This is a genomic window from Pseudomonas sp. NBRC 111124 (genome assembly GCF_001320245.1).
Classification (GTDB): Bacteria; Pseudomonadota; Gammaproteobacteria; order Pseudomonadales; family Pseudomonadaceae; genus Aquipseudomonas.
The window spans coordinates 30,825-44,898 of sequence record NZ_BCBA01000107.1 but is presented as its reverse complement, the minus strand read 5'-3'; the positions used below and the strand labels follow the sequence as shown (position 1 = coordinate 44,898).

Genomic DNA, 14,074 nt, shown 5'->3' with positions numbered 1-14,074 from the left:
TTCACGCAACCTGGCGACCAGCGGCAAGTGACGGTCGCCGGGCTCAATGCTCATCCATGATTTCCCGCGCCAGGGTCAGGCGGCGGGTGTGGAAGTCGTACTCGAACAGTTCGGCGTAGCGCCCCCATTCGATGGCCACCTTGAGCACGCGCTCGGCTTCCTCGGCGTCCATGTACTCCGTAAGGCGGTCGAGCACGGTCTTTTCCAGCAGGCCGGCGGGCTCCATGTGGAGGCTGTCGAGGATATAGCCAATCAGCGACACGCGGCCCTTGCACTGGCGTGCGAACAGGTCCTGGCGCCGCGCCTGGCGGGCGCTGACGTAATTGCGGCCTTGACGCGTGAGGCGTATGTCGCCCTCGATCACCTGAGCGAAGCCGAGCAGGCCGAGGGCCTCGTAGATCGGGAACAACACCTCGTCGGGCAGCTCGGTTTCCTCGGCCAGGTGCGGCAGGTCGGCTTCACCGTTGAACGGCTCGCCGGCGATCAGTTCGAGCACGCTCTCCATCCGAGCGATGTCGGCATCGGGCAGCCGGTAGCCGAGCTCCACGGCCGGCGGCGCACCGGCGGCGGCGATGGCTTCGGGGCGCTGGGTCATGAGCGCGTAGACCTCGTCGACCAGTGCGCGGACCTCAGCCGAGTCGGCATTGCGCGGGCGTGGCAGGTCGATGTGCAGCTCCGAGCGCACCCGGCCTGGGTCGCTGGCGAGGATGAGGATGCGGTCGGCCATCATCACCGTCTCCTCGATGTTGTGCGACACCACCAGGATGCTGCGGGTGGTGATGCGTTGTTCTTCCCAGAGCTCGAGCATGTCGTCGCGCAGGGTTTCGCCGGTGAGCACATCGAGTGCCGAGAAGGCCTCGTCCATCAGCAGCACTTCGGGGTTCATCACCAGGGCGCGGGCGATGCCTACACGCTGGCGCATGCCGCCGGACAGTTCACGCGGCAGCGCGCCGCCAAAGCCGGACAGGCCGATCAGCTCCAGCGCCGCGTTGGCCAGGCGCTCGCGCTCGGCGGGGATCACACCTTGGGCTTCCAGGCCGAGCTCGACGTTCTGCTGCACGGTCAGCCAGGGGAACAGCGCGAAGGTCTGGAATACCATGGCCACGCCGCCCACCGGGCCATGGATCGGCCGGCCGTGGTACTTGACGGTGCCGCGGTCGGCGCCGACCAGCCCGGCGATGATCCGCAGCAGGGTCGACTTGCCCGAACCGGAACGGCCGAGCAGGGCGACGATCTCACGCTCGCGCAGGTGGAAGTCGACGCCTTCGAGGACGGTGCGCGGGGTGCCGTCGGAGGCCTGGAAGGCCTTGCTCACGCCCTTGAGTTCGATCAACAGTGGTTTCATGGCAGGTCCTCAACGACGGCTTTCGGCCAGCAGGTACAGGCGGCGCCAGAAGAAGCGGTTCAACAGCATCACGTAGATGCACATCACGCCGATGCCCAAGGCAATGCGGTGGAAGTCGCCGGCGTCGGTCATCTGCTTGATGTAGCTGCCCAGCCCGTTGGCCACCAGCGAGGTGTCGCCCCAGCTGACATACTCGGCGACGATGCTGGCGTTCCACGAGCCGCCGCTGGCGGTGATGGCGCCGGTGACGAAGCTGGGGAACACCGCTGGCAGGTACACACGCTTCCATTTCAGCCAGCCGCGCAGGCCAAGGTTGTCGGCGGCCAGGCGCAGTTCGTAGGGGATGGTCGCAGCGCCCGCGACCACGTTGAACAGGATGTACCACTGGGTACCGAACACCATCAGCGGGCTCAGCCAGATGTTCGGGCTGAGCTGGAAGTGCACCAGCGCCAGGACTACCAGCGGAAACAGCAGGTTGACCGGGAAGGCGGCGAGGAACTGCGCCAGTGCCTGAACCTTCTGCGAGTAGCGTGGGCGCAGGCCGATCCAGATCGACAGCGGCACCCACACCAGCGAGGCAAGGCCGATCAGCAGCATCACCCGGCACAGGGTGATCAGGCCCAGGCCAAGCACGTGCAGCGCTTCGCCCCAGCCGACGTCCTGGTGCACGAACATCGCCAGGCGCAAGAAGGCGAAGGCGCAGGCCAGGACCAGCAGCATGTCCCAGGCCCGTGGCCACCAGGCTGGCAGATGCAGCCATTGGCGGCGCGTCGCGGTGCCATCCTTACCCAGGGCGAACCAGCCCATGGCGCTCTGGAAGGCTTTCGCCAGCCGTTCGCCGAGGGCGCTCAGCCAGCGGCTGCGGCGGCCCCAGTCAAGCACCCAGGAGCGCTGTGCAGTGTCGCCCTGGGTGTCTTCGAAGCGGAAGCGGTCGGCCCAGGCCAGCAGCGGGCGGAAGAACAGCTGGTCGTAGAGCAGGATGCCGGTGAGCATCGCGCCGATGGCCCAGCCGATGGCCCCGAGGTTGCGCTGGTCGATGGCCACGGCGATGTACGAGCCGATGCCGGGCAGCTTGATGTCCTGCCCGGCCACCGAGATGGCCTCGGCGGCGACCAGGAAGAACCAGCCGCCGGACATCGACATCATCATGTTCCACAGCAGGCCGGGCATGGCGAACGGCAGCTCCAGGCGCCAGAAGCGTTGCCAGGCCGAGAGGCGGAAGATTCGCGCAGCCTCGTTCAGCTCCGGCGGCACGGTACGAAACGACTGATACAGGCTCAGCGCCATGTTCCACGCCTGGGAGGTGAAAATGGCGAAGATCGCCGCGCATTCCACGCCCAGCAGGTTGCCCGGGAACAGCGCGATGAAGGGCGCGATGGCGATGGCCTGGAAGCCCAGGATGGGCACCGACTGAAGCACGTCCAACAGCGGGATCATGGCCTTTTCGGCGGCGCGATACTTGGCCGCCAGCGCGGCGAAGACGAAGGCGAACAGCAGCGAGAAGCCCAGCGCGATGAACATCCGCAAGATGGTGCGCATCAGGTAGTAGGGCAGATTGACCGGATCGAGGGAAATCGGCAGTGCCTCGCCGACCACGAACGGCCTGCTCATCTGCATGGCGCCGTAGGCGGCGAGCACCAGCAGCACCAGCACCAGCGGCAGGAGGATCCAGTCCCAGCGATTGGGCGCGACGTCACGCAGGCCTGGCGACGGGGTGAACAGGCGGGCCATGATCAGGTCTCGAACGTCAGGGTGTGGAAAGGGGGGATGCCGGCACGTCAGCAGTATGGTTCAGCTGAATGACAGATCAATGTGTTCAAAGCGAATGGTCAGATGGCAGTGTCCACGCTGTTCGAATAAGGTTCGTGTGTCTGCAATGGAATGTCACGTGAAGGCACGAGGGTCATGGATAACTTTTTTGATATGTACGCACGGTTGCATAACCGTGAGGATGTGAGTCCGGTGATGTCGAGTTGATCGACTAAGCGGGACAGAGAGTAGCGTTCACTTACGTTCAAGGATGACAGCCGTGTATATACGCAAACTCACCCACGCAGACTTACCCCACGCCAGTGCCCTGTGCCTGGACGCGTTCACGCTGGCGGTCGCGCCATCGCTGTCCGCGCAGGGTGCTGAGACGTTCGCCCAAGTGGCTTGCGAGCAAGCGTTCGCCGCGCGCATGGAAGGCGATAACCTGATCCTGGTCTGCGAAGCGGATGGCCTAATCTGTGGCCTGATTGAGCTTAAGGAAGGCCGTCATGTCGCGATGCTGTTCGTGGCGCCTGCATGGCAACGCCGCGGCGTGGGGGCGCAGCTGATGAATGAGGCACTGGCGCACGCCACAAGCGAGGTCATAACCGTCAGGGCTTCCTTGTCCTCCGTGGCCGCGTACCTGAGCTACGGTTTCGTCTTGGCGGGGGATGTGGGCGAGTTTGCCGGGCTGGTCTATCAGCCGATGGAGAAACAAGCGTGGCGCTGAGTGGGTTGGGCGATGGGTTCACCATTCGATCGCTCGCCCATCCCATGCCCAGAATCCGCCGCTGTCAGCAGGCCCCAACCGTCCCACCTGCTCGATGATGCATTGCGCCGCGAACGCCGGGTCAAACAGCTTGCCCGCTGGCACGTTCCCTTGAAACGGCCGTGATAGCTGCGTGTCAGTAGTTCCGGGATGCAGCGCCAGCACGCTGGCTGCCGGGTTCAGGCGCCTCAGTTCGATACTGGCCGTGTGCAGCAGCTGATTGAGCGCCGCCTTGCTGGCCCGATAGCTGTACCAGCCACCCAGGCGGTTATCGCCGATCGACCCCACTCTGGCTGACAGCGCTGCAAAGGTGGCGGGTTCCTTGCGCAGCAACGGCAACAGATGCTTGAGTAACAGTATCGGTGCGAAGGCGTTGGTCGCGAAGCTTGCCTGCAGGCCGGCCAGATCCAGCTGCGCCAATGATTTTTCTGCCTTGGCGCCGTCCTGATGGAGGATGCCCAGGGTGCTGATGACCAGGTGCAGGTGATCGCAGGCATGCCCGAGCTCGGTTGCCAATGCGGCGAGTGCCTGTTCGTCACGCATGTCGCAATTGATCAGCACCAGGCGCTTGCCGTGATGCCTGGCGAGTGTCGCGAGGTCGTCGTTGCCCCTGGCATCGCGGGAGACGCCCCATACCGTGGCCACATCATCGCGGGCCAACATTGCCTTGCACAGCGCCAGGCCGATGCCTCGGCTTGCGCCGCCTATCAGGACATTGGCGTTGCCATTGAGGTTGGGTAGCAGGCTCATGCAGTACCTCACGTGAGTGAAATGAGTTCCAGTCTGGCATTGAACTCGCTCTGTGACGCGCTACGCTTTTGGCAAGCGTCTACACTTTTGCCAAACCTCCGCCGGTCAATGGAGTGAGTGAGCAGATGATTTGCAAATGCGTTCTTGTGCTTGTCATTACTGCGTTGCTGGCGGCCTGTGGCGACGACTCTTCACATTATGCGGTGTCCGATGAGCACTGCCAGCCCGATCGTTTGAAGACACTCCCCAGCAACGCCCATCGGGATACGTTGGTCGAGAAGTGCATGCCTCGACAGTCCCCGTGAAAGCGCCCCAGTGGCCTTGAAGATGTTCAAACGCTTTTCAGCATCGATGCCCGTTCGCCGTTGGCTGCCGGCAAGCCTTCTAGAAATGCCCTGACTTGCTGTTTTCCCCGCAAGTGCAGCACAGGCACCTGCGGCCCGACCTTCAGGCGAACGGCTTCGATACCTTGCCGATAACCGCGGTCGAAGGTCCACACGAACTTTAGAAACTCAACGTCGAGCCTCTCTTCACAGCCCTGCGCACGATCAGGGCGTGGCTGGTTGCTAAGCAGGCGCAGCAGCACCCGCCTGAAACACGTCAGGCGCGGTGTGTCGAGCCAGATGACCAGTTCAGCGCGCGGCAGGCGCAGGTCGAACGTGCGGCGGGCATAGTTGCCTTCGCACACCCAGGCATCGCCGGCCACTGCCTCGCGTACCCGTTCGCGGAACTGCTCGGCGTCTGGCTCGGCCCAGCCGGGTTCCCAGAACAGTTTGTCTAGGTGGATGACCGGGACGTTAAGGCGGTCGCCGAGCAGGCGGGCGAGGGTGGACTTGCCGCTGCCGCCGTTACCGAGGATGACGATGCGTTGCATGGGGACTTCCTGTCGCAAGCAAACCGGCGATTGTATCCCCGTGCGCACTGGCCAACAATTGCTCACGCCCCTCCAGCGAAACGGTTTTCAGGTGTTGCCTTTTCGAGTGGCTCTTCATTCACGGTTTCTTTCTTCGCGGCCTGCGCTTCATAGACTCTGTTCGCTATGCCAAACGGTACATGCACCATCGGCAGATCGCCCGCAGCCGAGAACAAGTGACTGCGCTGGTCGTCGAAGAACATATGCGGTTTGAGAATCGACAGCACCCGGTCTTTCTCCATCCCGCCGAGGAAGAACGACTCATCCGGCGAAACCCCCCAATTCTTCAACGTCGTCACCACCCGTTCATGGGCAGGCGCATTGCGTGCCGTGACGATCGCGATCCGCAAGATCCGCTTGTATGTCGGGTCTTGCACCAGCTTGCGGTCTTCCAGTTTGCGAATCAGCGAAAGCTTGCGATACAGGTCTGCCAGTGGCCCCGGCTGGTGCGGGATGGCCTTGCGATCCCGCTCATGGGCCTGGAACGCATCCAGATCCAGGCGCTGCTTGTACACACTCTCTGCCTCGTCATCGGCAATCACGCCATCGAAGTCGAAGGCCACCCGCAGCTCGGTGTCGATCTCGTCGTCGTAGATCTTCGTCGGTAGCACCAGCCCGGCCGGGTAGTCGGCATCGATCGCTCGCTGCACGTCACCTTCATGGGCGCTGAGGAACAGCGAGGCATTGAACGCAGGGATGTATTCATACGGCGAGCGACCGGACATGAACGCTGCGCGGGTAATGTCCAGGTTGTAGTGGTTGATCGAGCGGAACACCCGCAGCCCGGTTTCCGGCGAGTTGCGCGAGAGCAGCACCACTTCCACCGGCAGTTGCTCGGGGAAGGCCTTGTTGATGCTCAGGAAGCGACGGATGAACGGGAAGGCCACGCCCTTGGGGAAGGGCACATCGAGGTTTTCTTCCTGGTGCAGGCGATACGCTTCGACGCCTTCTGACTGGTAGATGTTGTCGGAGACGGTCAGGTCGAACAGGGCGCTGGAGGCGACGCCGACGACGAGTTTCTGTTCGATGGGGTAGGGCATGGGCTGTCCTGGTAAGGCGGGGACCAACCACCATCATAGGCTAACGCCATGCTAATCTGCGCCCCAGTTCCATCAAGGCCCGAATCCGCATGCCCATCGCCGACAACCTGATCGCCTTCACCCTGGCAGCCACGTTGCTGACCCTGACTCCCGGGCTGGACACTGCCCTGATTCTCAGGACGGCCACGGTAGAAGGCCGTAAGCAGGGCATGCGCGCCGCCCTGGGCATCAACGCCGGCTGCCTGTTGTGGGGCGCAGCCGTGGCCTTTGGCCTGGGCGCATTGATTGCGGTGTCAGAGCTTGCCTACAACGTCCTCAAATACTGCGGCGCTGGCTACCTGGCCTGGCTGGGCATCAACATGCTCCTGCGTCCACGCCAATCGCTGGCACCCGCCGGGGCGGATGGCCAGCGCGCGGCCAGCTGGTTCCTCAAGGGCATGATGGGTAACCTGCTCAACCCCAAGGTGGGCATCTTCTACGTGTCGTTCCTGCCGCAGTTCATCCCCCAAGGCCAGCCCCTGGTGGCCTGGACATTTGGCCTGGTCAGCATCCATGTGCTGCTCGGCCTGCTGTGGGCGATGCTGCTGATTGGCGCGACACGGCCGCTGGCGGGGCTGTTGCGTCGGGACAAGGTCATCCAGTGGATGGACCGTGCGACCGGGCTGGTATTCGTGCTGTTTGCGGCTCGGCTGGCGCTGGCAAAGCGTTAAGTGGCGAGCGCATTGGCTACATCACCTTGATCGAACCCTCCAGATTGCACGCGTGGTCATCGCCACCCATGTCCTCGGGGAGGAACGCCGTCAGGTCATAAGGTAGCAGCACCGTGTCCAACGCCAGTGAGAAGGGCACGTCGATCAGGCCAATCAAGCCACTCGGAGCGTTCTCCGTGGCAAAGTTCCAGCCAAAGCGCGTGCCCGGATACACACAGCGCTCCCCATCGAGATGGATGAGCGTACTCCAGCAACCGCTCACCATCAGCGGCAGGGTGAGCACCAGGCACTGGGCGATCCTTTTCATAAGCTTTGTCACACGCTCCTTGTCGTTGATCATGGTTGCCCTTCGACCAGCCGCAGTTCTCCATCCCGATACTGCACCTCGCGCCCTAGCCACTCACTGCTCACTTGCGGCAGCACGGCCGACGGTTTGCGCAATTCGCGCAGCAACGTCGAACCATGGGACAACCGCCCACCCATCCGCGCAATCACTGCTCGCGCAGCCTGGTATTGGGCGTGGCGGCCGGGGTCGAGGCTGTCTTCGAGAAGGATGTCCTGGCCCAGAATGCCCTGCACCTGGCCGGGGTAGATCATGAAGCCGGTGGCCTGTTCGCTGCCCTGGCTGCCGTCCTGCCAGAAGCTGCCGTCGCGATTGCGCACGTCCGGGTGCGGGGCGAACCAGTCGGCACGCTGGGCCTCAGGCATGGCGTGGTGCACGCGGAAGAAGATCCGCATCAGGTTGTCCCGGTACCACTCGCGCACCTGCAGGTAGTAACCGCGCAAGCCGGGCAGACCGAGGCGGTGCGCCAGGGTGACGGCGTGGGGCCAGGCCGGCATCGGCTGAAGGGGTAGCTCGGTGGGTGCCGGGCGCGGGGTGCCGGGGTCGGTTTCCCATGGCAGGCGGTGGGGGCTGTGCTGCAGGTCGTCGTAGGCGGTCGGCGGCCGGCCAAGCCAGGCGCCACCGCTGCTGGCCAGGGTCGTGGCGATGCACAGGTTGCCTTGCACCACAAAAACGTAAAAGCGGCTGAACCAGTCCGCCAGTTGCTGGCCGTCGGCAGCGGCGGCCTGGAGCTGTGCCAGTTCTTTGTCGAAGCGTTGCAGCCCCGGGGCCAGGGCTTGCAGGTGGCTGCGCGCGGCGTGCTGCATGCGCCACAGGCGCGGCAGCGAACGCAGCAGGCGCAGCGGGCGCCAGGGCAGGGCGGGCGTGGCGCCGCCGACTTCGCCGGCATAGTTGGCGGCGCTGATGCCCCAGTCGGCCAGGCGAGCGAGGAACAGGTCGTTATTGATGTAGGAAGCACCGCCAAACACGGCGGTGAAAGGTTCGTTGTCCTGCAGCACACGGCTGTCCCAGCGCGCCATGATCGCCGGTATGCTCGCGGCGGCGCGGCGCTGGGCATATTCGACGAAGCGGCTGGGCTGGGGCGGCAGGATCTCGGCGATGTTGGCCGAGGTCAGGTGGCGGCGCCAGCCGTGTTCGCTGATCGGGCGATACTGCAGCAGCCACAGTTGTTGGCCATCCCAGGCCCATTCGATGTCGCCGGGCACATAGTGGAACACCTTCAGCACAGCTTGCAGGAAGTCCCAGACCGCTTTGGCTGTCAGGCCATGCAGGCCGGTGAACTGGCCGCTTTGCCAGGCGGTGCCCAGGCGTGACAGCGTCGCACGCTGGGGGGTGGCCTGGCCGTCGGCCAGGGCTTCCAGATGGCCTTCGAGCCACTCCAGTTCCACCGAGAGGTGGCGTACGAAGGCGATGCCGGACACGGTTGGCGTGATGAAGCGCTGCACCACTACTTCCTCGACGCCGGCGTCGCGCAGTTCGCTGACACGGCCCGCAACGGCGTGACCGGGCACGCGCAGGTAGGTGGTGCTCAGGCCGGCGTTGGCGGCATCGGCCTGGTCTTCACCGTAGCTGGAGGAACGCACCGCCCATAGGGCATTCGGGGCCGAGGCGAGCAGTCTGGCCAGGCGAGGGTCGTTGCTGTCGTCGAGGCTGAGGGCTTCGGGCACGGCTTGGCCGGCGAGCGCCGCCAGTTGCAGGCGGCCGCCCTTGGTATGGGCAACGAAACCTTGAGCGCCAGACTCCAGCCAGGCGGCGAATTCGGCGGGCGCGTCAATCCACGGGTAGTGGCCCCAGCCGGGTTGCAGGCTGATGCGCAGGTCGGCACGGGCGAGGATCGCTGACCAGGCCGCGGCCTGGGCGATGCCCAGCAGGCGGTCGTGGTCGCCCCACACCAGTTCGACCGGGTCGGTGACCCATTCCAGCAGCGGCAGCGCGGTATCGGCGCGCAACTGCTCCCAGGAAGGCACGAAGGCCCGGCAACGGGCATATCCGCCGCCCATGCGCTGGTATTGTGCGGGCGTCCAGCGCTGGCTGGAGAACTTGCCGGCAAACCAATGCGGCTTGTGACTGAGCAGCCAATGGATGGCCTTGCGCAGTGGCAGCGGCGACATCAGTGCCGGCAGGCGCCGCTGCCAGAGGAAGGCGCCGACCGGGGCCAGCAGCACGCTGCGGCTGAAGTGCCCGGGGCTGCGCTGCAGGGCATGCAGCACAATCAGCGCATTGACGCCCACGGCCATGATTGCGTGGCCGCGTTCAGTCAGGCTGAGCAGGGCATGCGCGTACTCGTCCAGGCTGGCGCAGGGCGGCGCGGGGTTATCGCCGAAGCCGGGCAGCTCCAGGGCCTGCACCCGGTAGTGCCGGAAGTGCGGCAGGGCATCGTCCCACCAGTCGACGGCGCTGCCGTTGCCGGCCAGCAGGTACAACAGGGGCTTGCTCATCGAGGCTCCTCAGGCCAGGTCGCGCAGCGCGCTGTCCAGGGTTGGGTACTGGAAGCGGTAGCCCGCTGCTTGCAGGCGGCTGGGCAGCACGTGTTGGCCGTCGAAGAACAGCTCGGCCATTTCTCCGGCCAGGGCGCGTACCGGTGCGGCCGGGATATGCAGCCATACCGGGCGCTTGAGCCGTTGGCCGGCCGTCTGGGCGAAGGTGGCCTGGCTGACCGCTTCGGGCGCGACCAGGTTGTAGGTGCCCTGCATCTCGCCGTCAGCCATGGCGCGCGCCATCACCGCCAGCACATCGTCGCGGTGCACCCAGCTCATGATCTGCCGGCCATCGCCCATGCGCCCGCCCAGGCCCAGGCGGAACGGCATCAGCAGGGGCGTCAGCGCACCGCCCGGACCAAACACCACGCCCAGGCGCAGCACCACCTGGCGGGCACCTAGGGCGCTGGCCGGGCTGGCAGAAGCTTCCCAGCGATCGCACAGTTCGGCCATGAAACCGCCGCCTTTGCTGGCGCTTTCGTCCAGCTGCTGGCTGGCGTCGCGCACGCCGTAATAACCGATGGCCGAAGCCTGGATCCACAGCGCTGGCTTGTGCCGGGCCTGGCGCATCCAGCGCAGCAAGGCCTCGGTGGTGCCGACCCGGCTGGCGAGCAGCTGGGCCTGGCGGCGCGCAGACCAGCGTGGCCCGGCGACCGGAGCGCCGGCGAGGTTGATGACCACGTCGAATCGCTCGTCATGGCCGAGCTTGTCGAGGCTGCGCAGGCAGCGGGCGCGGCCGTCGAACAGGTAGGCGGCGCGCAGCGGGTCGCGGGCCAGCACGCTGACGCTGTGGCCGGCATCGAGCAGCTGGTTGACCAGGGTCTCGCCGATGAAGCCGGTACCACCAGTGACCAGTACCTGCTTGTAAGCCCCACCGGCAAACGGGTTGGCCGGCTGCCCTTGGCGTTGCATGCGCAGCGTGGCCAGCGCATCGCGGATGCCCGACGCGGTCACGCCGAGGGCGAACACTGTCAGCAGCCAGCCGCGCCAGCCGAGGTCGATGGCCACCAGCCCGCTGGGCAGGCTCGACCACTGCAGCAACTGCAGGCCGTACAAGGCAAAGAAGGCGCCGGCGTTGATCGCCAGCACGGTGTGCATGATGCGCTCGATCGCCGGCAGCTTGCGGCTGCGGTCTTCGACCACGAAGTCCCACAGGGTGAGGCCGATTTCCAGGGTGAAGACCGCCGCCACGATGATCGCCCAGACGCCCTGGAAGGCTACATGGGCAATGCCCAGGAACAGGATGCCGTAACAGCATGAGCGCACCGCATGGATCGCCAGCTCCAGCCGTGCGCTGTAGCGCTGGGGCAGGGCCACGGTCAGTTCATGGTGGTAAATAGTGTCCAGCGCGCCCAGCAAGCCTTGGATCAGCAGCAGGTTGAGGGCCCAGGTCAGGATCGGCAGTTCAGCCACGTTCAAGTCCTTTCAAGGTGGAGGTAGGGCGGTCGTGGCGGTACAGCCACAGCAACGGCGGCAGCAGGGCGAGCAGGGCCAGGCCATCGATGATCAGGTGCGACCACATGCCGGCCTGCAGCGACACCAGCATGTCCTGCGGCGCCCACAGCACGATGCCAGACGCCAGCCAGGCCCAGGCGCTGTGGCTGCGCAGGCGGTCGCCCAAATGGATCAGGCCGAGCATGTACAGTGCGTAGCTTTGCAAGGTGGCGCCGAACAGCGCGAGCCACCAGACCTGCTGCTCGCGGGCAGGCGCTGGGGCAACCTGGCCCCAGAAGGCCTGTTCGATGCTCAGTTGGTAGTCGCCCAGCAGCGGGCTATGGCCGGCCCAGGTCAGGCCCAGGCCAATCAGCAGGTGCATCAGCGCCGCGGCTTGCAGCCAGCGCACCAGTGCGCGGCGCACAGCGGGTTGCGCTTCAGAAGAGGCGAGCATTCCTTGTCCTGTCGGCTTCCATGACGGCGGGCAGTGTACCTCGATTTGCGCAAGTGGTCGTAGGTGCTGGCTTTTTGCGCCACCTGTCGCGGCCGAGGCACTCTGGCCGATCGTTTCTTCTCTGAATAGGCAAGTGCAGATCAACTGCACCGCAGACCGGAGAAAAACCATGGCTATCGATCACAACGGCCCTGACGCTGCCTACCCAGGCCCCGTCGGAGCAAACCCGGAAGCTGGCAGCGAGCACGGTTCCGGGCTTGAGAACGCACAGTCCGAGCCCAAGCAGGGTGTGGGTGAAGCCTGGTCGCAGCAACGGCCCGAGGACTGGAACCCGCCGCCGGGTAATCCAGGCTCCGATCAGGACGCTCAGCAGGAGCGCAAGAACGGCACTGCCCGGACCAACGAGAATGTCGAAGTACCGCTGCAGGGCGACGACGAGGCGCCGGTCGAGGAAGACATGAAGGATGTGGAGGCCAACAATTCGGTGTCCAGCGAGCATCCGCAGCCGCGTTGAGCGTGGTTCACAACGCCTGATAACGCCCCTCGAAATCGCTGGCGAGCTGCTCCAGCGTTACGCTGCCCAAGCGCTCAAGCAATAACGCCTGCGCCGCATCGAAGGCATCGGTCAGTGCAGCGTTCACCGCCTGCTCCACCAGGCATTGCGGGTGGTCCGTCGACAGCCCGATAGCGAAGATCGACGCCCCTCCCAGTGCCTCATGGATATCCAGCAAGGTGATGTCGGCCAACGGCCTGGCCAGCGTCCAACCACCACGGTGCCCCTTGACCGAGCTTACGTAGCCTTGCTCCTTGAGCAGGGCCATGGTCCGGCGCACCACCACCGGGTTGGTCCCGAGCATCTGCGCGATGGTTTCCGAGGTGGCGGGTGTGTCGTGCCGGGCCATGTGGATCAGTACGTGCAGCATGCGGGACAGGCGGGTGTCGTTTCTCATGGGCAATGGGCAGCAGGGAGATAGCGGCAGCCTCACACGAAACAACAAAAGTTACAAGATCATTGACGTATCGCCATCATGTAACTTACGTTGTGTCGTGAGTTTCATGTGCGGGTCTTCGGCCCTGGGAGAGTGGGAAAATGTTTGACGTGATCATTGTAGGCGGCAGCTATGCCGGTATTTCCGCGGGTTTACAGCTGGCGCGGGCGCGTCGCAAGGTGTTGGTGATCGATGCTGGCGTGCGACGCAACCGGTTTGCCCAGCGTTCTCATGGCTTCCTCGGCCAAGATGGACGTAGCCCCGGAGCGATTGCCGAAGAGGCGCGTGGCCAACTGCTGGCTTACCCGACGGTGCAATGGCTGGCGCAGTTAGCAGTTTCGGCCGCCCAGGAGGGCGATGGATTCGTGGTGGGCACTGATGACGGAAAGTACTTCAGCGGGCGGCGCTTGATCCTTGCATCGGGCGTGGTGGACGAATTGCCCGCGATTCCCGGCCTGGCGGAGCGCTGGGGGCGAAGCGTGTTCCACTGTCCGTATTGCCATGGCTACGAGCTCGATGGCGGGCCGATTGGCGTGTTGGCGGCGTCGCCCGTCGCGATCCATCACGCCATGATGCTGCCCGACTGGGGGCCGACCACGTTCTTCCTCAATGGCGTGTTCGAGCCCGATGCCGAGCAACTGGCGCAACTGCAGCGGCGCGGTGTGCAACTGGAGCGTGAAGGCGTTGTGGCCGTGGCGGGGGAGCGCGCCGATGTAACCCTCGCCAGCGGCCGGGTGGTCGAGTTGGCAGGGCTGTTCACTCAACCGCGTACACGCATGGCCAGCCTATTACCGGCGATGCTGGGGTGTGTGTTTGAAGACGGTTCGATGGGGCAGTTCATCAAGGTCGATGCAGTGCGTGAAACCAGTGTGCCCGGGGTGTTTGCCTGCGGCGATGCGGCGGTGGCGGCAGGTAATGTGGCGATTGCGGTGGGAGAGGGGGCCAGGACAGGGGGCGCTGCTCATCATTCCCTGATCTTTCGTTAGTGTGAAGGCTGACAGGCGCAGATGCCCCCTGCGGAAGAACCCTGGCCGCCTTTACCTCGTCGTCAAGACTGGGTAGCATAGGCGGCTCCTCCCTTTCCGGCTGTTCTGCCGTGCA

General features: G+C 64.8%; 15 protein-coding genes. 5 read left to right on the top strand and 10 right to left on the bottom strand.

Annotation, left to right across the window (positions count from 1 at the left end):
* Positions 1–43: 43 nt before the first annotated feature.
* Both APH28_RS26560 and APH28_RS26555 read right to left on the bottom strand, forming a co-directional pair.
* Positions 44–1,345 carry a nitrate/sulfonate/bicarbonate ABC transporter ATP-binding protein gene (locus APH28_RS26560; RefSeq protein WP_060513393.1) on the bottom strand — a complete coding sequence of 434 codons (1,302 nt, stop codon included), beginning with the start codon at positions 1,343–1,345 and terminating at the stop codon, positions 44–46.
* A 9-nt stretch (positions 1,346–1,354) separates the two neighbouring features.
* The gene (locus APH28_RS26555) at positions 1,355–3,076 is read right to left on the bottom strand and encodes an ABC transporter permease subunit (RefSeq protein ID WP_060513392.1); all 1,722 of its coding nucleotides are present in this window, start codon (positions 3,074–3,076) and stop codon (positions 1,355–1,357) included.
* 298 nt (positions 3,077–3,374) lie between these two features.
* On the opposite strand from APH28_RS26555, the gene APH28_RS26550 reads away from it, so the two are divergent.
* The gene (locus tag APH28_RS26550) at positions 3,375–3,824 is read left to right on the top strand and encodes a GNAT family N-acetyltransferase (protein ID WP_060513391.1); all 450 of its coding nucleotides are present in this window, start codon (positions 3,375–3,377) and stop codon (positions 3,822–3,824) included.
* 18 nt (positions 3,825–3,842) lie between these two features.
* Here APH28_RS26550 and APH28_RS26545 read toward each other — a convergent pair whose 3' ends face one another.
* The gene (locus APH28_RS26545) at positions 3,843–4,613 is read right to left on the bottom strand and encodes an SDR family NAD(P)-dependent oxidoreductase (RefSeq protein ID WP_060513390.1); all 771 of its coding nucleotides are present in this window, start codon (positions 4,611–4,613) and stop codon (positions 3,843–3,845) included.
* 125 nt (positions 4,614–4,738) lie between these two features.
* On the opposite strand from APH28_RS26545, the gene trbK reads away from it, so the two are divergent.
* Positions 4,739–4,918: an entry exclusion lipoprotein TrbK gene (gene trbK / locus APH28_RS28465; RefSeq protein WP_082432402.1), complete on the top strand. Its 180-nt coding sequence runs from the start codon at positions 4,739–4,741 to the stop codon at positions 4,916–4,918.
* A gap of 26 nt (positions 4,919–4,944) precedes the next feature.
* Here the strand turns inward: trbK and APH28_RS26540 are convergent, their stop codons facing one another.
* Together APH28_RS26540 and APH28_RS26535 are read right to left on the bottom strand one after the other, a co-directional pair.
* A complete protein-coding gene (locus tag APH28_RS26540) occupies positions 4,945–5,487 on the bottom strand; it encodes an AAA family ATPase (RefSeq protein ID WP_060513389.1) in 543 nt (180 codons plus the stop codon).
* Between the two features lie 62 nt (positions 5,488–5,549).
* Positions 5,550–6,566 carry a 5'-nucleotidase gene (locus APH28_RS26535; RefSeq protein ID WP_060513388.1) on the bottom strand — a complete coding sequence of 339 codons (1,017 nt, stop codon included), beginning with the start codon at positions 6,564–6,566 and terminating at the stop codon, positions 5,550–5,552.
* Positions 6,567–6,655: 89 nt separating this feature from the next.
* Between APH28_RS26535 and APH28_RS26530 the strand changes: the two genes are divergently transcribed.
* Positions 6,656–7,276: a LysE family translocator gene (locus APH28_RS26530; RefSeq protein ID WP_060513387.1), complete on the top strand. Its 621-nt coding sequence runs from the start codon at positions 6,656–6,658 to the stop codon at positions 7,274–7,276.
* Positions 7,277–7,292: 16 nt separating this feature from the next.
* Here APH28_RS26530 and APH28_RS26525 read toward each other — a convergent pair whose 3' ends face one another.
* From APH28_RS26525 to APH28_RS26510, 4 genes are read right to left on the bottom strand one after another with little or no spacing between them, the layout of a single operon-like run.
* Positions 7,293–7,616 (bottom strand): YceK/YidQ family lipoprotein, encoded by a 324-nt coding sequence (locus tag APH28_RS26525; RefSeq protein WP_256250257.1) that lies wholly within the window; start codon positions 7,614–7,616, stop codon positions 7,293–7,295.
* Positions 7,613–10,057 carry a PEP-utilizing enzyme gene (locus APH28_RS26520; RefSeq protein WP_060513386.1) on the bottom strand — a complete coding sequence of 815 codons (2,445 nt, stop codon included), beginning with the start codon at positions 10,055–10,057 and terminating at the stop codon, positions 7,613–7,615. Before APH28_RS26520 ends, APH28_RS26525 begins: the two co-directional genes overlap by 4 nt.
* A 9-nt stretch (positions 10,058–10,066) precedes the next feature.
* Positions 10,067–11,509: a TIGR01777 family oxidoreductase gene (locus APH28_RS26515; RefSeq protein WP_060513385.1), complete on the bottom strand. Its 1,443-nt coding sequence runs from the start codon at positions 11,507–11,509 to the stop codon at positions 10,067–10,069.
* The gene (locus APH28_RS26510; RefSeq protein WP_060513384.1) at positions 11,502–11,984 is read right to left on the bottom strand and encodes a hypothetical protein; all 483 of its coding nucleotides are present in this window, start codon (positions 11,982–11,984) and stop codon (positions 11,502–11,504) included. The genes APH28_RS26515 and APH28_RS26510 overlap by 8 nt, the downstream gene beginning before the upstream one ends.
* Positions 11,985–12,153: 169 nt before the next feature.
* Between APH28_RS26510 and APH28_RS26505 the strand changes: the two genes are divergently transcribed.
* Positions 12,154–12,498: a hypothetical protein gene (locus APH28_RS26505; protein WP_060513383.1), complete on the top strand. Its 345-nt coding sequence runs from the start codon at positions 12,154–12,156 to the stop codon at positions 12,496–12,498.
* Between the two features lie 7 nt (positions 12,499–12,505).
* On the opposite strand, the gene APH28_RS26500 is transcribed toward APH28_RS26505, so the two are convergent.
* The gene (locus APH28_RS26500) at positions 12,506–12,934 is read right to left on the bottom strand and encodes an Rrf2 family transcriptional regulator (protein WP_060513382.1); all 429 of its coding nucleotides are present in this window, start codon (positions 12,932–12,934) and stop codon (positions 12,506–12,508) included.
* 140 nt (positions 12,935–13,074) lie between these two features.
* On the opposite strand from APH28_RS26500, the gene APH28_RS26495 reads away from it, so the two are divergent.
* Positions 13,075–13,959 (top strand): NAD(P)/FAD-dependent oxidoreductase, encoded by an 885-nt coding sequence (locus APH28_RS26495; RefSeq protein WP_060513381.1) that lies wholly within the window; start codon positions 13,075–13,077, stop codon positions 13,957–13,959.
* Positions 13,960–14,074 lie beyond the last annotated feature (115 nt).